The organism is Actinoplanes sp. NPDC023714, assembly GCF_040639855.1.
Taxonomy (GTDB): domain Bacteria; phylum Actinomycetota; class Actinomycetes; order Mycobacteriales; family Micromonosporaceae; genus Actinoplanes.
This window is the reverse complement of the sequence record NZ_JBFAAR010000002.1, coordinates 675,689-693,511: the sequence shown is the minus strand read 5'-3', so window position 1 is coordinate 693,511 and position 17,823 is coordinate 675,689. Positions and strand designations below refer to the sequence as shown.

General features: G+C 74.0%; 19 protein-coding genes and 1 pseudogene. 14 read left to right on the top strand and 6 right to left on the bottom strand.

What is annotated here, in order from left to right; genetic code table 11:
* Positions 1 to 4: 4 nt before the first annotated feature.
* The gene (locus AB0G10_RS11150; protein ID WP_360920691.1) at positions 5 to 1,603 is read right to left on the bottom strand and encodes a histidine kinase; all 1,599 of its coding nucleotides are present in this window, start codon (positions 1,601 to 1,603) and stop codon (positions 5 to 7) included.
* Between the two features lie 228 nt (positions 1,604 to 1,831).
* Between AB0G10_RS11150 and AB0G10_RS11145 the strand changes: the two genes are divergently transcribed.
* From AB0G10_RS11145 to AB0G10_RS11135, 3 genes are all read left to right on the top strand, one after another.
* Positions 1,832 to 2,527, top strand: a complete 696-nt coding sequence (locus AB0G10_RS11145) for a hypothetical protein (protein WP_360918717.1) — start codon at positions 1,832 to 1,834, stop codon at positions 2,525 to 2,527.
* Positions 2,528 to 2,632: 105 nt separating this feature from the next.
* Positions 2,633 to 3,748: a MerR family transcriptional regulator gene (locus AB0G10_RS11140; protein ID WP_360918715.1), complete on the top strand. Its 1,116-nt coding sequence runs from the start codon at positions 2,633 to 2,635 to the stop codon at positions 3,746 to 3,748.
* A 99-nt stretch (positions 3,749 to 3,847) separates the two neighbouring features.
* The gene (locus AB0G10_RS11135; RefSeq protein ID WP_360918713.1) at positions 3,848 to 4,339 is read left to right on the top strand and encodes a tetratricopeptide repeat protein; all 492 of its coding nucleotides are present in this window, start codon (positions 3,848 to 3,850) and stop codon (positions 4,337 to 4,339) included.
* 168 nt (positions 4,340 to 4,507) lie between these two features.
* Here AB0G10_RS11135 and AB0G10_RS11130 read toward each other — a convergent pair whose 3' ends face one another.
* The 4 genes and pseudogenes from AB0G10_RS11130 to AB0G10_RS11115 form a co-directional block, all read right to left on the bottom strand.
* On the bottom strand, positions 4,508 to 5,377 hold the full coding sequence (locus AB0G10_RS11130; protein ID WP_360918711.1) for a methyltransferase domain-containing protein: 870 nt from the start codon (positions 5,375 to 5,377) through the stop codon (positions 4,508 to 4,510).
* 35 nt (positions 5,378 to 5,412) lie between these two features.
* On the bottom strand, positions 5,413 to 6,417 hold the full coding sequence (locus AB0G10_RS11125; protein ID WP_360918710.1) for a tyrosine-type recombinase/integrase: 1,005 nt from the start codon (positions 6,415 to 6,417) through the stop codon (positions 5,413 to 5,415).
* A 102-nt stretch (positions 6,418 to 6,519) separates the two neighbouring features.
* The gene (locus tag AB0G10_RS11120) at positions 6,520 to 7,263 is read right to left on the bottom strand and encodes a hypothetical protein (protein WP_360918708.1); all 744 of its coding nucleotides are present in this window, start codon (positions 7,261 to 7,263) and stop codon (positions 6,520 to 6,522) included.
* A gap of 101 nt (positions 7,264 to 7,364) precedes the next feature.
* Positions 7,365 to 7,985: pseudogene (locus AB0G10_RS11115) on the bottom strand (ATP-binding cassette domain-containing protein); the annotation flags it as partial.
* A 124-nt stretch (positions 7,986 to 8,109) separates the two neighbouring features.
* Here AB0G10_RS11115 and AB0G10_RS11110 point away from each other — a divergent pair.
* The 6 genes from AB0G10_RS11110 to AB0G10_RS11085 all read left to right on the top strand — a co-directional run bounded on the left by AB0G10_RS11110 (position 8,110) and on the right by AB0G10_RS11085 (position 13,082).
* A complete protein-coding gene (locus AB0G10_RS11110) occupies positions 8,110 to 9,306 on the top strand; it encodes a sensor histidine kinase (protein ID WP_360918706.1) in 1,197 nt (398 codons plus the stop codon).
* Positions 9,303 to 9,959 (top strand): response regulator transcription factor, encoded by a 657-nt coding sequence (locus AB0G10_RS11105; protein ID WP_360918704.1) that lies wholly within the window; start codon positions 9,303 to 9,305, stop codon positions 9,957 to 9,959. Before AB0G10_RS11110 ends, AB0G10_RS11105 begins: the two co-directional genes overlap by 4 nt.
* Before the next feature lie 139 nt (positions 9,960 to 10,098).
* Complete coding sequence (locus AB0G10_RS11100; protein ID WP_360918702.1) at positions 10,099 to 11,151, top strand: DUF808 domain-containing protein; 1,053 nt, start codon at positions 10,099 to 10,101, stop codon at positions 11,149 to 11,151.
* A gap of 74 nt (positions 11,152 to 11,225) precedes the next feature.
* Entirely contained in the window at positions 11,226 to 11,945 is a 720-nt protein-coding gene (locus AB0G10_RS11095) for an AAA family ATPase (RefSeq protein ID WP_360918701.1), read from the top strand.
* Positions 11,946 to 11,983: 38 nt separating this feature from the next.
* Entirely contained in the window at positions 11,984 to 12,313 is a 330-nt protein-coding gene (locus tag AB0G10_RS11090) for a hypothetical protein (RefSeq protein WP_360918699.1), read from the top strand.
* A 19-nt stretch (positions 12,314 to 12,332) separates the two neighbouring features.
* On the top strand, positions 12,333 to 13,082 hold the full coding sequence (locus AB0G10_RS11085; RefSeq protein ID WP_360918697.1) for a phosphotransferase: 750 nt from the start codon (positions 12,333 to 12,335) through the stop codon (positions 13,080 to 13,082).
* 3 nt (positions 13,083 to 13,085) lie between these two features.
* On the opposite strand, the gene AB0G10_RS11080 is transcribed toward AB0G10_RS11085, so the two are convergent.
* Positions 13,086 to 14,150, bottom strand: coding sequence for a LysR family transcriptional regulator (locus AB0G10_RS11080; RefSeq protein ID WP_360918696.1), 1,065 nt, complete (start codon positions 14,148 to 14,150; stop codon positions 13,086 to 13,088).
* Positions 14,151 to 14,179: 29 nt separating this feature from the next.
* On the opposite strand from AB0G10_RS11080, the gene AB0G10_RS11075 reads away from it, so the two are divergent.
* The 5 genes from AB0G10_RS11075 to AB0G10_RS11055 are packed head-to-tail and all read left to right on the top strand — an operon-like array spanning position 14,180 to position 17,811.
* Positions 14,180 to 15,019, top strand: coding sequence for a dihydrodipicolinate synthase family protein (locus tag AB0G10_RS11075; RefSeq protein WP_360918694.1), 840 nt, complete (start codon positions 14,180 to 14,182; stop codon positions 15,017 to 15,019).
* A gap of 25 nt (positions 15,020 to 15,044) precedes the next feature.
* Entirely contained in the window at positions 15,045 to 15,425 is a 381-nt protein-coding gene (locus AB0G10_RS11070) for a GntR family transcriptional regulator (protein WP_360918692.1), read from the top strand.
* Positions 15,422 to 16,309 carry an ABC transporter ATP-binding protein gene (locus AB0G10_RS11065; RefSeq protein WP_360918690.1) on the top strand — a complete coding sequence of 296 codons (888 nt, stop codon included), beginning with the start codon at positions 15,422 to 15,424 and terminating at the stop codon, positions 16,307 to 16,309. Before AB0G10_RS11070 ends, AB0G10_RS11065 begins: the two co-directional genes overlap by 4 nt.
* Positions 16,306 to 16,986, top strand: coding sequence for a hypothetical protein (locus AB0G10_RS11060; RefSeq protein ID WP_360918688.1), 681 nt, complete (start codon positions 16,306 to 16,308; stop codon positions 16,984 to 16,986). Before AB0G10_RS11065 ends, AB0G10_RS11060 begins: the two co-directional genes overlap by 4 nt.
* A gap of 9 nt (positions 16,987 to 16,995) precedes the next feature.
* Entirely contained in the window at positions 16,996 to 17,811 is an 816-nt protein-coding gene (locus tag AB0G10_RS11055) for a sugar nucleotide-binding protein (RefSeq protein ID WP_360918687.1), read from the top strand.
* Positions 17,812 to 17,823 lie beyond the last annotated feature (12 nt).

Here is a 17,823-nt window from a genome sequence, read left to right as displayed (position 1 = left end):
GGCGTCACGCTCCGGCATCCGGGTCGTCCCCGCGGCCGGCCGGGCCGCGAGCGTCGCGGCCGGAGGCCGGCATGCGGTAGGGGATCCGGGCGGTCACCGCGAAGCCGCCGCCCGGCTGCGGGCCGGTCCGCAGAGTGCCGCCGCGCGCGACGACCCGTTCCCGCATGCCCCGCAGCCCGTGCCCGCCGTTCCCGTCATCCGCCATCCCGCCGGCGCGCGCCATCCCGTCGTCATCCGCCATCCCGCCGGCGCGCGCCATCCCGTCCGCGGTCACGCCGGTGCGCGCCGTCACGCCGGAGGGCGGGCCGCTTCCAGCACGCGCGATCACGCCGGGCGCCGCGGTCCCGTCGGAGGGCGCTTCGCCTCCGGAATCCGCGAGCTCATCCGAGGGTGCGCCGCCCGGTCCCGAGTCGATCACGCTGACCGTGACCGCGTCGGGGCCCGCGTGGACGGTGACCGTGCAGTCGCGGGCGTGCGCGTGCCGGACCACGTTGGTCAGCGCCTCCTGGACCACGCGGTAGACCACGCGCCCCACGTCGGGTGGCGGCGACCGGTCCCCGGCGAAATCCGTGTGCATGCGGAGACCGGCGGCCTGCGCGGTACGGCGGATCAACGCCCGCAGCTCCCGGTCACCGACCGCTGCCGCCGGATCCTGACCGGCCGCGACAGCCGGATCGCCCGGCACGGCGGGGCCGGCCGCCGCGGGAGGGTCGGGTGGCGCAGCCGGGTCGGCCGCTGCGGGAGGGTCGAGCCGCGCGGGAGGGTCGGGTGGCGCGGTCGGGTCGGGCGGCGCGGGCGCGTCGGGCGCCGGGGGAAGGCCGGGCGACGTGGATGGACTGACGGCCACGGCAAGACCGGCCGGCCCTGCGCGATCCGCCGCCGCGGCGGCAGGCACGGCGGATGCGGCGGGCACGGCGGGGTCGGGGCCGGCGCGCAGCAGGCCCACCGTCCGGCGCATCTCGAGCAGCGCCTCGCGGCTGGATGTCTCGATCACCTCCAGGGCCGCCATGCTCTCCTCGGGACGGACCGCGGCGACATGCCGGGCCACGCTCGCCTTCATCGCGATCATGCTGAGGCTGTGAGCGACGGTGTCGTGCACGTCGCGGGCGATGCGCAGCCGTTCCTCGGTGACGGCGCGGGTGGTGCGCTCCGTGGCGACCCGTTCGGCGTGCCGCCGTCGCTGGCGGGCCCGCCGGCCGGCCAGCCACGCGGCCGCGATCACCGAGCCGGCCAGCAGCGGCGCGGGCGGCCATCGCAGGCCGAGCAGGGCGGCCCCGGCCAGCGCGGCGGCGAACTCCGGCACCGAGCGGGACGCCGGCAGCATCACGGCCACCGGGTACTGCGTCAGCGCCACGGCGGCGACCAGCCCCGGAGCCGCATGCGGTGGGATCACCCCGGCCGCCAGCACCAGCCCGGACGCGACCAGGGTGATCAGCGCGGCGGGCAGCGGCCATCGGCGGCGCACCGCGACCGGGGCGGCGGCGGCGCCCACCGCCACCCACTGCCACCAGGACGAGCGCCCCGCCTCCTGGACGGCGAAGCCGCAAGTCATCAGCACCGCCACGGCCGCAGCCGCATCGATGAACCGCCCCCGCGTCGTCATCACGCGGCCAGGCTACCCAGCCGCGCGGCCGTTGCCATCGGACCCAGGTCGGACATCCCGCGGGCGGAGAAGCGACCCCGGCCCGACGTCCGGCAGGCACGGCATGCGACCCCGGCCCGACAACCGGCGGGCACAGACTGCGACCCAGGTCGGACATCCTGCGGGCGCAGGCGAACCATCCCGTGGCCGGATGCGCTCCACCCCGGCACACCGGCAGAGTCGTCCGGCATGACCTCCCCTTTTCCCGGCCCGTGGCTGGCCGGCCTGTCGCTGATCACCGGCCCGCTGTTGCTGCTGGCCGGCACCCTTCTGCGGCTCGGCGTCCCGTTCTTCTTCCCGCACCAGCTCGCCGCCTTCCAGCGACAACCCACCCTCATGGGTACGGCCTCAGCGCTGTGGCTCGCCGGTCTCGTCGCCCTCTGGCCCGGCGTCATAGCGGTCGCCGGCCGGGTGGCGGAGACCCGGCCGGGCTGGGGCCGGTGGGGTGGTGCCCTCGTGCTGACCGGGTTGTTCGCGCGGGCCGTGCAACACGGCGCCGGCACGTTCGCGGTGTCGCTGGCCGGCAGCGCCGGGGTGGACGAGGCGACCCGGGCGGTCGGCGCCTTCTACACCCGGGCGGAGTGGGTGACGTCCAGCCTCACCGCGGCGATCATGCTGGGCTGGGTGGTGCTGGCGGCCGGCTGCTACCTGTCCGGGGTGCTGCGGTTGCTGCCGGCCGTGGCCCTCGCCCTGATGTCCGGGCTGATGATCGGCGTCCTGAAGGGGAGCACCTGGGCGTCCGCCGTTCAGGTGACCGGGCTGGTCGTTTCCCTCGTACCCCTGGGCCTGGTCCTTCTCCGTGACGCCCGGCGTCCGTCGTGGCGGACCCTGATCGCGGCCGGGCTGTTCGTGGTGGCCTCGATCGTTCTCGGACGGCTCGGCTGAAGCGAAGGACGGCTCGGCTGAAGCGAAGGACGGCTCGGCTGAAGCGAAGGACGGCTCGGCCGACGGCTTGCTCCTCACGCGACGTCAGGGACCATCATCGGCGGCGTGGCAGAACACCTGACCGTGGGGCGTGTCGCCGGGCTGACCGGGGTGAGCGTGCGCACCCTGCACCACTACGACCAGATCGGACTGGTGCGGCCGTCCACACGGACCGCCGCCGGGCACCGGGCCTACGCGGCGGCCGACGTGGAACGGCTGCGGGAGGTGCTCGCCTACCGGCGGCTCGGCTTCGGGCTGCGGGAGATCGCGGACCTGGTCGACGACCCCGCCACCGACGCGCTCGCCCACCTGCACCGGCTGCGCGGCCTGCTGCTCGACCAGCGGGATCGCGCCGCCGCCATGGTCACCGCGATCGACGCCGAGCTGCACGCCCGCGCCCGGGGGATCATGACGACACCGGAGGAGCAGTTGACCATTTTTGGACCCCATCTGTACGACGAGATCGGCTGTGCGTATCCCGCGACCCGCCGGACCGAGCCCCGGATCGCCGCCCGGGTGCGGGAGGCGCTCGGCGACGCCCGCACGGTGCTCAACGTCGGCGCCGGGACCGGCTCCTACGAGCCCGCCGACAGGGAGGTCACCGCGGTCGAGCCGTCGGCGGTGATGCGGGCCCTGCGCCGGCCCGGCGCGGCGCCGTGCGTGGCGGCCGGGGCGGAGAGCCTGCCGTTCGAGGACGGGTCGTTCGACGCGGCGATGGCGTTCAGCACCCTGCACCACTGGCGGGACCCGGTCGCCGGGTTGCGCGAGATGCGCCGGGTGGCCCGCCGGGTGGTGGTGTTCACCCACGACGCCAGCGACGCCGGCTGGCGGCACCGGTTCTGGCTGAGCCGCGACTATCTGCCGGAGACCGCCGCCCTGGTCGCCGGCCGCCCCTCGGTGGACCGGCTGGCCGCGGCGATCGGCGCGCGGCTCGAGCCGGTGCTGATCCCGTGGGACTGCGCCGACGGGTTCTTCGAGGCGTACTGGCGGCGGCCCGAGGCCTATCTGGACGAGCACGTGCGCCGGGCCGTGTCGGTGTGGACCCGGGTCGGGCCGGAGCCGGAGCGGCGGGCGGTGGCGCGGCTGCGGGAGGATCTCGCCTCCGGCCGGTGGGCGAAGCGGAACCGGGAGCTGGCCGGACTGGACGCGGCCGAGCTGGGGCTGCGGCTGCTGGTGGCCTGATCTTCGTCAGGCGCCTGGCGGCTCTCGGTGGCAGAGCTTTTCCCGGGGCGGCTCCCGGCGCTCGTTGTCGGCGGCGCCGGCTGTGGCAGGCTTGCCGGCGTGGATGCGTCATGGGAGCAGCGGATCGCGGAGTTCTGGCGGACCGCGGACGACAGCGACTCGGCGGCGACACTGCAAGCGATGCAGGACCTCGTCGCCGGCCGCGACGACCCGGACGCGGTGTACGAGTGGGCGTCCGTGCACGACTTCCTGGGCCGGGAGGCCGACGCGGTCCCGCTGTACCGGCGGGCGCTGGACGCGGGTCTGCGCCCGCCCCGCCGCCAGCAGGCGATCGTGCAGCTCGGCAGCTCACTGCGCAACATCGGCAGACCGGACGAGGCGGTCGCGCTGCTGTCCGCCCAGCAGCCGGACGACGTCGTCGGCGACGCCGCCCGGGCGTTCCTCGCGCTCGCCCTGCACGACAGCGGCCGCACCGAGGAGGCGCTGCGGGTGGCGTTGCGGGCGCTGGCGGCGACGCTGCCGCTCTACGGCCGGGCCGTCAGCGCGTACGCGGACGAGCTGCCGACCGGCGCTCTCCCGGCCCGCGACTGACCCGGCCACGGGCCGGCGTTCCCGGGATCTCGGGTCTGCCGGCGCCGGCGAAATCCCAGGAGAATCGTTCTGACAGAACCGATTCCTCCGTGGCGCCGCCCGCCGCGCGTCGCCGCCCACGCGTTGCGGGCCGGCCTGCTGCCGCAGTGGCAGGCGCGCCAGGAGGCGTCACGCCGGGTGGCCCGGACGCTCAGTTTCCGCGAGCTGGGCTGGCAACGGAGCGTGTGCCTCGGGCCGGGCGGCGCGCCCGAAGGCGTAGATCACCTCTGAGTCGAGGACGCGGTCCTCGTCGGAGTTGAGCAACCGGGCCAGGGCGCCCGTGTATTCGGCGCGGAACTTCTCCGTGCGCTCGGGTCCGAGCGCGGCGACGGCGTCGTGGTGCGGACCCTGGGTGTGTGCCCGCCAGGCGTCCGTGAGGTCGGTGCGGGAGAACCGGATGGTCTCGGTGACGGTGCCGGCGGGGACGAACCCGGCGTCGCGGAGCTCCCGGTCGCACCGGGCCGGCGTGCCGAGCGGGGCGGCGGGATCGGTGAGGGCCAGGCCGTAGCGGCCGGCCAGGTCGCGGAAGAGCCCGGCCGCGGCCGGGAATCCCTCCCTCATGGTGGAGAAGCCGACCAGGCCGCCGGGCTTCAGCAGCCGGTGCCACTCGCGCAGGGCGGCCTGGACGCGCAGGTAGAGCAGACCCGCGGAGCAGAGGATCAGGTCGAACGAGCCGCCGGGGAGGTGCGGCAGGGCCGTGGCGTCGGCCTCCAGGAGGTCGACGGTGGTCAGACCCGACGCCGTGACCGCGTGGCGGGCCCGAGTGAGCATGCCCACGGAGATGTCGACGCCGAGCACGTGACCGGTGGGGCCGGTGGCGCGGGCGGCGGCGATCGCGGCGAGGCCGGTTCCGGTCGCCGCGTCCAGGATGCGCATGCCGGGGTCCGGGGCGGCGAGCGCGACGAGCCGTTCGGCGTACCGCACGTGCCAGTCGTTGCGGTCGTAGGTGGTGGCCCGCCGGTCGAAGGCCGCGGCGATCGAGTCGCGGGAACCCGTCATGGAAAACCCCCGGAGAATCGTTCTGACAGAACCGGTCAGTCGTCGGCCGCGGTGTCGCCGAAGCGGCCGGCGAGCAGGTAGGCGCCGTGGTTGTCGAGCTGGTCGCGGCGCCGGTCGTAGCGGCGGGTGGTGCGCGGGTCGGCGTGCCCGGCGAAGTCCTGGGCCCGGCGCAGGTCGCCGCCGGTGGCGTCGAGCATCTCGGTGATCGCGGTGTGCCGCAGCGAGTGCGGGCTCAGCACGCTCGCCGACGCCAGACCGGCGCGCCGGGCCAGCCGGCGGATCAGCCGGTGCACCGACAGCTCGTAGACCGGCAGGCCGGACGGGGTGAGGAAGAGCGGCCCCTGGGCCGGGTGGCCGCGCTCGGCCAGCATCTCGTCGAGGGCGTGTGCCAGCACCGGTGGCAGCGGGACCCGGCGGCGGCGTCCGCCCTTCACGGTCAGGTTGAGCACCCGGTGGCCGCGGTCGTTGCCGAGGTCCTCGATCCGGGCGCCGATCGCCGAGCCGACGCGCAGGCCGGCGACGAGCAGCAGCAGGATCAGGGCGTGGCTGGTCAGCGAGTCGGCGCGGGCCTCGGCGAGCAGCCGGTCGGCCTCGGTCCGGGCCAGGCCGACGGTGCTGCTGTCGTCCGGGTCGATGCGGGGCCGGGCCGCGGCCTGCGCCGGGTTGTGCCGGATCAGCGGTTCCGGGTCGGCGGCGGTGTTGACGACCAGGTAGTCGTACCAGGACGCCACGGCGGACAGCCGGCGGGCGATCGTGGACTCGGCGGCGGGTCTGCCGCGCGCGCCGGTGGCCCGCTGCTCCACGATCCACGCGTCGAGGTCGGCGGCCCGGGCGGTCAGCGGGTTGCGGCCGGTGGCCGCGCACCAGTCACCCCACTGCCACAGGTCCCGCCGGTACGCGGTCCGGGTGTGCGCCGAGCGTTGCCGGCTGAGCCACATGGTGGTCAGCTCCGCGAGCCGGGTCGGCGCCGGGGCGACGATCGCCGGCAGTGCGTCCGGCTCGGCGGCGACGAGCTCGGTGCCGTGTCCTTCTGCTGTCACGCCCGCGATCCTACCTGAAGGATAACGGTCATTATTTAACACCTCCGGCGGGCCAATTATAGGATTGCCATTACCGGTAATCCGATAATCGGACGCCTTTCGTCACACGTCGCGACGCCGGTGCACCAGCACGGCGGCGACGAGGAGGGTCAGCGGCCACAGCACGTACGTGAGCCAGGCGTGCGGGGCAGCGGGATAGAGGTCGCCGACCGCTTCCGGTGTCCCGAACGCCTGCGTCAGCCGCTGCCACGCCGGGAGCGGCATCGCGTGGTTGATCGCCCGCGGTAGTTCCTGGCGGGTGCTGAACAGCTGCGGGGCCAGGATCAGCAGCATGATCCCGGTGACGTACACGGCGCCGGCATGGCGCACGAGCACCGCGAGACCGAGGCCGATCAGCGCGCACACCGGTCCGATCAGGATCGCCGCGAGCAGGGCGGCACCCGTTCCGGGCCGGCTGAGCGTCAGATCGCCGAGGATGAGACCGGCGATGGTGAACGAGCTTCCGGCGACGACCGTCCCGGCGATCGTCCAGAGGGCGGCGATCACGGTCGCCTTGGCCAGAAGCACGTCCGTGCGGGCCGGCACGGCGACCGACGTGGCCCGGATCAGGCCGCTGCTGTACTCGCCGAGCATCGTCGAGGAGCCGGAGCCCGTCGTCACCACGATCAACACCAGGAAGCCGGCCAGCGGGAAGGCGTCGCCGAGCTCGAACCGGCTCCCCGGCGGGTTCGTGGACGCGTCCACCGCCGACGAGCCCGCCACCATCAGCGCGGTTCCGCCCACGGTCCACCGGGTGGAGCGCAACGAGCGCACCTTGAGCCATTCGGCCGCGATCACGTCGCGCATCACGCACCCCCGGCCCGGTAGTCGACGCTGGCGGAGGTCAATCGCAGGAACACGTCCTCCAGCGAGCGGCCGGAACCGGTCAGCTCGGCGACCGGCCCCGCGGCGAGCAGCCGGCCCCGGCCGACCACGACGACGTCGTCGGCGGTCGCCGCCATCTCACCGATCAGGTGGCTGGAGAGGAACACGGTGCGGCCCTCGCCGGCGAGCCGGCGGAACAGCCCGCGCGCCCACCGGACTCCCTCGGGGTCCATCCCGTTCACCGGCTCGTCGAAGACGAGCACCGGTGGGTCACCGAGCAGGGCGGTGGCCACGCCGAGCCGCTGCCGCATGCCCAGGGAGTAGGTGCCGACGCGCCGGTGCGCCACCGGGGTGAGGCCGACCTCGGCGAGCACGTCGTCGACCCGCCTGCTCGGCAGGTCGTTGCTGCGGGCCAGCGCCGCCAGATGCACCGCGGCGGTCAGGCCGGGATGCGCCTGCTGGGGGTCGAGCAGCGCCCCGGCGTGCCGCAGACCGCGCCGGTGCGAGCGGAACGGCACTCCACCGATCGTGGCGGTGCCGCTGGACGCGGCGTCGAGACCGAGGAGCACCCGCAGCGTGGTCGTCTTGCCGGCGCCGTTCGGGCCGAGGAACCCGGTGACCCGGCCGGGCCGGGCGGTGAACGACAGCCCGGCCACCGCGGTGGTGGGCCCATACCGTTTGGTCAGCTGGTCGACGTGAATCATTCCGGTCACTGTTCCGGTTGCGGCCAGGCCCGTCATCGGACCACAGGCTGTCGGCGGATGCCGACCGTGGTCGTACGCCCGTGGTCGGATGTCCTCGCCGTGGCCGCGCCGCTAGGCTCGCCGCATGCCTGTCCCGCCGCGCCGTCTGCCGCCGGGCGGCGGGGTGGCGCTGCTCTGGTCGATCGCCGTGTTCTGGGCGTTGCGCGGCTACTCCGGCCTGCCCGGCCTGCCGTCCGTGCTGGCCCCGCGGCCGGCCTGGTGCTGGGCCGTCGCCGCCGCCGCGGCCGTGACCGGGCTCGGCGCGAGCACCCAGGTGCGCCGCCGTCCCCTGACAGCGTTGTACCTGCTGGTCGTCTCCGCCATCGCCTTCGTCCTCGCCGTGGGTCCGCCGGGTCTCGCCGCCCACCCGGATCAGATGCTGGGCCTGCTCCTCCTCGCCGCCGATCTGGTGCTCGCCCGTGTCGTCCTCACCCGGCAGCCCCGGGCGTGGAGCGCCGCCCTTCTCCCGGTGCTCACCGCCCTGCCGGTCGCCGCCCTGTTGCGGGTGGTCTTCCGGCAGCCCTTCCCGGGCGACGACATCGGTGTCGCCGTCGACGAGACCGTCTGGCTGGCGTACGTGGTGTTGCCCGCCCTGGTCGCCGGCCTGCTCAGCTACTCGATCCGGCAAGGCCGGGAATACGCCCGGCGGCTGCGCGAGCAGGCCGCCGCACAGGCCGTGATGGCCGAACGGTTGCGGATCTCCCGGGAGTTGCACGACCACGTCGCGCACAGCGTCGGCGTCATCGCGCTGCAGGCCGGGGCTGCGGCCCGGGTCATGGACACCCAGCCGGAACGGGCCCGCGAAGCGATGCGGGCCATCGAGGCCACCAGCCGCGACACCCTCGCCGGGCTGCGCCGCATGCTCGGCGGGCTCCGGCACGCCGAGCGAGCACCGCTGCGGCCCGCGCCCGGGCTGGCCGACCTGGACCAGCTCGTCGCGGCCACGACGGCCGCAGGCGTGGCGGTCGACCTGACCGTCAGCGGCGAGCGGCGGGCCCTCGCCGCTGACGTCGAGCTCTCCGCGTACCGGATCATCCAGGAGTCGCTCACCAACGTGCTGCGCCACGCGGACGCCGAGACCTGCCGGATCTCGGTCGACTACGGCCCCGGCGAACTGGCCATCGAGGTGACCGACGACGGTCGCGGCGGCGACCCGGCCACCGGCGGCTTCGGCCTGACCGGCCTCCGCGAGCGGGTCGCCCTGGTCGACGGCACGATCTCCGCGGGCGCACGGCGCGGCGGCGGCTTCCAGGTCGCGGCGCGGCTGCCGGTCGGGACATGACGACCGTACGGGTGCTGCTCGCCGACGACCACGCATTGATCCGCAGCGCCCTGCAGATGGTCCTCGCCGACGCCGACGACATCGAGGTGGCCGGTCAGGCGCAGACCGGCGCCGACGCGGTACGGCTGAGCCGTGAGCTGAGGCCCGACGTGGTGCTGATGGACATCCGCATGCCCGGCCTCGACGGCATCGAGGCCACCCGCCGCATCACCGCCGAACCCGGCGCTCCCCACGTCGTGGTGCTGACGACATTCGACGACGATGAATACGTGTACGGGGCGCTGCGCGCCGGAGCATCCGGTTTCCTGGTCAAGGACATGGCGCTCGATGAGATCGTCACCGCGATTCGGGTGGTGGCGACCGGGGATGCGCTGATCGCCCCGAGCGTGACCCGGCGCCTCATCGCGATGGTCGTCGAGCATCCCTCGCCAGGGGTGGCCGGCCCGGTCTCGCTGAACGGCCTCACCGGGCGCGAGCGTCAGGTGCTGACCCTGATCGGGCAGGGTGCCACCAACGCCGAGATCGCCGAACGGATGCACATCACGACGCCCACCGTGAAGAGCTACGTCGGCCGGCTGATGACCAAGCTCGCCGCCCGCGATCGTGTCCAGCTGGTGATCGTCGCGTACCGGACCGGCCTCGTCACCCCCTGAACGCCGATCCGACCGGCGCGCCGGGAAGCGGCGGCAGGAGGTGTGGCGGTAATGAGATCCGTTTCGAGTGAGGGGGCGCTGCGGCGGGTAGTCGGGATGCACGACAATGAGCGCTACCCGAACGTGGAAGGGACTTTCGTTGAGCGCAGGACTCGCAGCTCTGCTGGACGACGTGGCGGTACTGGCGCGTGCCGCCGCCGCGTCGATCGATGATGTCGGGGCCGCGGCCGCGAAGGCCGGTGCGAAGGCGGCCGGTGTGGTCATCGACGACGCGGCCGTGACCCCTCAGTATGTGCGCGGCCTCGCCGCGGAGCGGGAGCTGCCGATCGTGCGGCGCATCGCGCTCGGGTCGCTGCGCAACAAGTTTCTGATCATCCTGCCGGTGATCCTGCTGCTCAGCCAGTTCGTGGACTGGCTGCTGACGCCGCTGCTGATGATCGGTGGCGCGTACCTCTGCTACGAGGGCGCGGAGAAGGTGTGGGCGAAGGTCGCCCACCACGAGGCGCACGGTGACGAGCAGAAGGCGCAGGACGAGAAGACCCTGATCTCCGGCGCCATCCGTACGGATCTGATCCTCTCCGCCGAGATCATGGTGATCTCGCTGAACGAGGTGGCCGAGGAGAGCTTCATCAACCGGCTGCTGATCCTCTGCGTGGTCGCGGTGGTGATGACGGTGCTGGTGTACGGCGTCGTCGGCCTGATCGTGAAGATGGACGACGTCGGCCTGCGGCTGTCGCAGGTCGACAGCAAGGGCGCGGCGAGCTTCGGCCGTGGCCTGGTCAAGGCGATGCCGAAGGTGCTGACCGTGCTGACCGTGGTCGGCACGGCGGCGATGCTCTGGGTCGGCGGGCACATCCTGCTGGTCGGCTCGGACGAGCTCGGCATGCACTTCCTCTATGAGTTCGTGCACCACCTGGAGGAGGGCGCGCACGACGCGACCGGCGCGCTCGGCGGGGTGGTCGGCTGGCTGGTGAACACGATCGCCAGCGCCATCATCGGCCTGATCGTCGGCGCGGTGATCGTGGCGATCCTGAGCGTGACGCTGCACCGCAAGGCGCACGGGGAGAAGGCGCACGGGGAGAAGGCGCACGGGGAGGCGCACGCCGGGACCGGTGAGGTGCACGCCGGGAGCGAGAGCGCGCCGGCGACGGAGAAGTCCGCGGCCGACGGCGAGGCCGACCCCCGCCCCTAGGAACAGCGGCAGCGATCACGAACGGCCCGGCGGGAAGGTGACCCGCCGGGCCGTCGTACCGAAGAAGGCCTTTTATGTTCATCAAGGCGATCCGGCTGGACGACGCGCCGCGGGAGGGCCATCCCTTCGACCTGCCGGTGGTGCGCGGGTTGCGCGAGCGCGGCGGGCTGCGGCTGACGGCGCCGGTGACGCTGCTGGCCGGTGACAACGGCAGCGGCAAATCCACCCTGGTCGAGGCGATCGCGGTGGCGGCCGGGTTCAACCCCGAGGGCGGCACGACGGCGTTCAACCTGCCCACCCGGCCGGGCGAGTCGGCGCTGGGCGCTCATCTGACGCTGTCCCGCCCGCCGGGCCGCAGACCGCGCACCGGGTTCTTCCTGCGCGCCGAGTCGTTCTACAACGTGGCGACCGCGATCGATCAGCTCGGGGTGGTCGGCTCCTACGGCGGGCGGTCGCTGCACGAGCGCTCCCACGGCGAGTCCTTCCTGGATCTGGTGGCGCACCGGTTCGGGCCGGCCGGGCTGTACGTGCTCGACGAGCCGGAGGCGGCGCTGTCGGTGAACGGCTGCCTCGCGCTGCTGGTGCACATCGCCGAGCTGGTCGCGGCGGGCAGCCAGTTCGTCGTCGCGACGCACTCGCCGATCCTGCTGGCCTGCCCGGACGCCACCATCGTGGAGATCGGCGCGGACGGGACGCTCGGCGAGGTCGGCTACGACCAGGCCGAGGCGGTGGCGCTGACCCGCACCTTCCTGGCCGACCCGCAGCGGATGCTCCGGCAGCTCCTCGCGGGGTAGACTGGTTGCAAAATGCAACCGGAAGGTGAGGGAGCGTCATGCCGAAGTTCATCACCATCGGATACGGCGACCGGGCCGGCTACGACCGCACCGACCCGGCCGTCCGGGACCGGGCCCACGCGCACGACCGGGAGCTGATCGCCGGCGGCGCGCAGGCCGGCGTCGCGGGCGAGCCGGTGCAGGTCCGCAACCACGACGGCGCCGGGGTGCGGGTCACGAAGGGCGCGTTCGGATCGGCGCCGCTGCCCCTCGCCGGCTTCGGGATCATCGAGGCGGCCGGCCTGGACGAGGCGATCGCCATGGTGGCGGGCACGCCGTGCGCGGTGGCCCAGGGCGTCGTCGAGGTGTGGCCGCTGCAGGAGTCATGACAGCGATGAGGGCGCTGTAGTGGACGGCGGCAAGGATCGCGGCGCGGTCCGGGTCGGCGGGACGGTCCGCCGCACCCCGGGCCGCTGGACCCCGGCCGTCCACGCCCTGCTGCGCCATCTCGAGCAGTCCGGTTTCGATCGGGCGCCGCGGCCGCTCGGCCTGGACGCCGACGGCCGGGAGACGCTGACCTACCTGCCCGGCGAGACGGTCGGCAGCGCCCGCCCATGGCCCGCCTGGGTGTACTCCGACGACGCGCTCGTGCAGGTGGCGCGCTGGCTGCGGGACTACCATGCGGCGGTCGCCGGCTTCCGCCCGCCGGCCGGCGCGGTCTGGCGCGAGGGCGGCGTCTGGCGACCGGGACTGATCATCGCGCACAACGACGCGGCGCCGTACAACGCGGCCTGGCGGGCCGGCCGCCTCACCGGCTTCTTCGACTGGGACCTCGCCGCGCCGCTCACCGCCGAGCAGGATCTCGCGGGCGTCGCGTTCAGCTGGGTGCCGCTGCACGCGCGCGCGGTGGTCGCGGCCGAGGGTTTCACCGCCTTCGCCGCGAGGCCGCGGCGGCTGCGTGCGTTCCTTCATGCGTACGGGTGGAGCGCCACCGCAGCGGATTTCAGCACGACCGTGCAGCACCGGGTGCGGGAATGGGCGGACACGCTGCGGGCCACCGCGGCCGCCGGAGACCCCACCTATCGAGGCATGCTCGCGGCCGGCGTCGACCGCCGGCTGGACCGCGCCGCCGACGAGCTCGCCGAGCTGCGGTTCTGAGCCTCACGGCGCCGCGACGACGGTGCGGATCGCCGCGTGCAGGGCCGCCGTCAGGGCGGCCACGGCCGGGTGGCCGGCGGCGCCGCGGCGGTAGGCGAGGCGGGTGCGGCGGCGGGTCGGGACCGGCAGCAGGCGCACGCCGGGCGGCGGGGCGGTGGTGGCCAGGGCGGGTACCAGGGAGACGCCCTGGCCGGCGGCGACCAGGGCGAGCACGGCGGTGAAGTCGTCGGCCTGGTGGCGTACGCGCGGGGTGAAGCCGGCGTCGCCGCACACCCGCATCGTCACGCCGTGGCAGAGCGTGCCCGGCGTGGCCGTGATCCAGTCCCGGTCGCGCAGGTCCGCGACGGTCGCGGCCGGGCCGGCGGCGGCGGGCACGGCGAGGTGGACGGCTTCGTCGAACAGGGCCACCGACTCCAGGTCGTCCGAGGCCGGGCCCACCGACTGCCGATCGACCGGCTCCCGATCCGCCGGCGCGGGAGAAGCCAGGTCCGGAGAAGCCTGCGCGGGAGAAGCCAGGTCCGGAGAAGCCAGGTCCGGAGAAGGCGGCGAGGGAGAAGCCGGGCCGAGGGGAGCCGGGACGGTGAGGGCGGGACCGGATCGGGGGATCGGGGCGGGGTCGTAGGCGTGGATCAGGCCGGCGTCCAGGGTGCGGTCGCGCAGCGCGGCCGGCACGGCGGCCGGGTCCAGTTCGGTGACCATGAGGTCGAGGGCCGGGTGCTCGCGGCCGAGCGCCACCAGGGCGGGCGGCAGGATGGTGCGGACCGCGGTCGGGAAGGCGCCGATGCGCAGCGGACCGGACGGTCCGGTGCGGGCCGCGGCGAGGGCGGCGCCGGCCGACTCCAGGGCGGCGAGCACGGCACCGGCGTGCCGGACCAGGACCCGGCCGGCGGCGGTGAGGGTGACCCGGCGGCCGGTGCGTTCCAGCAGCGGGACCCCGGCCTCGCGCTCGAGCGCGGAGAGCTGCTGGGAGACCGCGGACGGCGTGTAGCGGTGCAGGCCGGCCACCGCCGCGATGGTGCCGAGCCGGTCGAGGTCGTGGAGCAGCCGCAGCCGGCGCACGTCGAGCATCAGCTCAGCTTACGGTCGTCAGCAGAACAATGAACTGGACCTTAACGACGGGCCGGACCAAGCTCGACCGCATGGATCTCTCCGGTATTCACGTCCCGCTGATCACTCCCTTCGACGCCGACGGCGCGGTCGCCTACCCCGTACTCGAAAGGCTCGCGCAGGACATCCACCGGGCCGGCGCCCGCCCGCTCGCGCTCGGCACCACGGCCGAGGCGGGCTCCCTCACCGACGCCGAGCGGCGCGACGTGCTGGCGGTCCTCGCCCAGGCGGAGATCGTCGGCGCGAACACCGCGGAGCAGCTGCGGCAGGCGCGGCACGCCCGGGCCGCGCTGACCCTGGTGCCGCCGTTCGTCCGGCCCGGCGAGGAGGGCGTGGTCCGGCACTTCGCGGCCCTCGCGGCGGGCAGCCCGATCCCGCTGATCGTCTATCACGTGCCGGCGCGCACCGGCCAGCAGCTGGGCCCGGACACGATCCGCCGGCTGGCCGCCATCGACGGCGTCATCGGGATCAAGTACGCGACGGGGGTGATCGACGCCGGCCTGGTGGGGCTGCTCGCCGATCCGCCGGACGGCTTCGCGATCCTCTGCGGCGACGACGTGCTGCTCGCGCCGATGCTGGCGATGGGCGCGCCGGGCGGCATCCTCGCCTCGGCACACCTCGCGACCGAGCGTTTCGTCCGGTTTCACGGTGAGCGCGATCCGGCCGAGGGGCACCGGCTCGCGCGGCTGTCTCAGGCCCTGTTCGCGCAGCCCAACCCCACGGTGGTCAAGGCCGCGTTGCATGCGGCGGGCCGCATTCCCACCCCCGGCGTACGACTGCCGCTCTTGCCCGCCGCGCCACCGAGCTTCTATGGTTCATTAGTGGAGTAACTAACCGACGAAGGGCGGGGGTCCCGTGTTCGACGACCACAGCCCGATCTACCGGCAGATCGCCGAGCAGATCAAGGCACAGGTGCTCCGGGGTGTGCTCAAGGCCGAGGAGAAGGTGATGTCCACGAACCAGTACGCGGCGGACTACCGGATCAACCCCGCCACCGCGCAGAAGGCGTTCCAGCAGCTCGTCGACGAAGGCGTGATCTACAAGCGCCGCGGCGTCGGGATGTTCGTGAGCGCCGACGCGCCGCGGCGGCTCCGCGACGAGAAGCGCGAGCGGTTCTTCACCGACGTGCTCGAGCCGATGGTCGCCGAGGCCCGCACCCTGGGCATCCCGGCCGCCGACGTGGTGGCCCGCATCCAGCAGCTGTTCACCGACGACGACCGGGGGGAAGGCCGATGACGCTCGCGATCCGGACCACCGACCTGCGGGTCCGCTACGGCGACACCGAAGCACTGCACGGTCTCGACCTCGACCTGCCCGGCGGCAAGATCTACGGCCTGCTCGGGCGCAACGGCGCCGGCAAGAGCACGCTGCTCGCCGCGCTGGCCGGCTTCCGCAAGCCGTCGGCCGGCACGGTGCGGATCGGCGGCGAGCCGGTCTTCGAGAACCTCGCGGTCACCACGAGGATCTGCCTGATCCGCGAGGACGGCGCGGTCGGCGACCCGTCCGACAACCTGGGCGACGTTCTCGACATGGCCCGCCACCTGCGGCCGAGCTGGGACAAGCGGTACGCGGAGCAGCTGATGGACCGCTTCGCGCTGCCCCGGAAGAAGACCATCTCGGCGCTGTCGCGGGGGCAGCGCTCGGCGTTCGGGGTGGTCGTCGGGCTGGCCTCGCGGGCCCCGCTGACCCTGTTCGACGAGGCGCACCTGGGCATGGACGCGCCGACCCGGCAGCTGTTCCTCGACGAGCTGCTGCGCGACTACCTGGAGCGGCCGCGCACCTTCGTGATCTCCACCCACCTGATCGAGGAGCAGAGCCCGCTCTTCGAGGAGGTGCTGATCATCGACCGGGGCCGGATGCTGGTGCACGAGGAGCTCGACGAGCTGCGCAGCCGGGGCGTGTCGGTGACCGGCCCGGCCGAGGAGGTCGACGCGTTCGTGGCCGGGCTGACCGTGCTGAGCCGGCAGCGGCTCGGCCCGACCGAGCAGGCCATGGTCTACGGCGCGCTCGGCGACGACCAGCGGCGGCAGGCCAAGGCCCGCGGCCTGGAGCTGGGGCCGGTCGGCGTGCAGGACCTGTTCATCCATCTGACGAGCGCGAGCACGGGGGTGCCGAGATGAGCCGCTGGCCGATCGCCCGCTACCTGCTGGGCAGCCACACGATCTTCCTGCTCCTGCTGCTGTTCGGCGTCTACCTGTTCGTCGGCGTGCTGGTCGGCGTCGTGTCGCTGTTCACCGAGATCCGGCTCAGCGGCGTCGACGTGGTCGGCCAGGTGCTGCCGTGGGCGGCGCTCGGCTACGGCGCCAGCACGTCCGGGCTGATCGCCACGGTGCTGGTGCACGGCCGGACCCGCCGCGAGTTCCTGATCCAGCACCCGGTCTTCCAGGTGATCACGACCGGCCTGATCGCCGCGATGATCACCGGTGTCTACGTCGTGGAGACGCTCGCCTACCGGGCCCTGGACTGGGATCAGAAGGTGCAGGAGCAGCGCGCCTACGCCAGCACCACGGAGTACGCGACGATCTTCGGGGTGTACTGGAGCATGCTGCTGATCTGGCTGATGCTCGGCGTGTTCGTCGGCAACGCGCTGTACCGCTGGGAGGCGGCGGGCGCGCTGTCGTTCGTGCCGGCCGCCCTGATCGTGCTGTTCAGCGGGGGAGTGAACGGCTTCTTCAGCCTGCCGTTCGCCCGCTCCGACCTGCCGCTGCTGCCGGTCACCGCGGTCGCCGTGGCGCTCGCCTACGGCCTGCTCTGGTACACCGGCCGGGACGTCCCGCTCAAGACCAGGGTGGCATAGGGTTCCCCGATGCGCGTTCTGATCACTGGGGGAACCGGTTCGCTCGGCCGTCGCGTGGTGGCCCGCGCGGCGGCCGCCGGCGCCGAGCCGGTCGGCACCTATCTGAACAGTCCCGGTCCGGGGGCGGCGGTGCGGCTCGACATCCGGGATCCGGCCGGCGTGCGGCGGGTGCTGCGCGAGGTCCGTCCGGACGCGGTCGTGCACGCGGCCGCCGGCCGCGATCGCCACGATTGGCGGGCCAATGCGGACGGTGCGGCCATCGTCGGGGTTGCGGCGGCGGAGGCGGGCGTACGGCTGGTGCACGTCTCCAGCGACGCGATCTTCTCGGGCCGGGCCGTGCACTACGACGAGAACGCCCTGCCGGACCCGGTCTACGCCTACGGCGCCGCGAAGGCGGCCGCCGAGACCGCGGTCCGCGCCGCCGACCCGTCCGCGGCGGTGGTGCGCACGTCGCTGATCCTCGGCGACGGCAACGGCTACGCCGAGATCCTCACCCACGATCTCGTGGCGGGCCGGGTGGAGGGTGCCCTGTTCACCGACGAGATCCGGTGCCCGGTGCACGTCGACGACCTGGCCGACGCGCTGCTCGAGCTGGCCGCCGGCGACTACGCCGGGGTGCTGAACGTGGCCGGCGCCGACCCGGTCAGCCGCTACCACCTCGGCGTCCTGGTGGCCCGCCGGGACGGCCTCGACCCGGCCGCGATCCCGGCGTCGACGACCGCCGAGCTGGGCCTGCAGCGGCCCACCGACGTGCGGCTGGTGATCGACCGGGCCGCCGCGGTGCTGACGACTCGGCTGCGCGGCGCCGCCGAGTTCCTGGCGTGACGGTTTTATTCG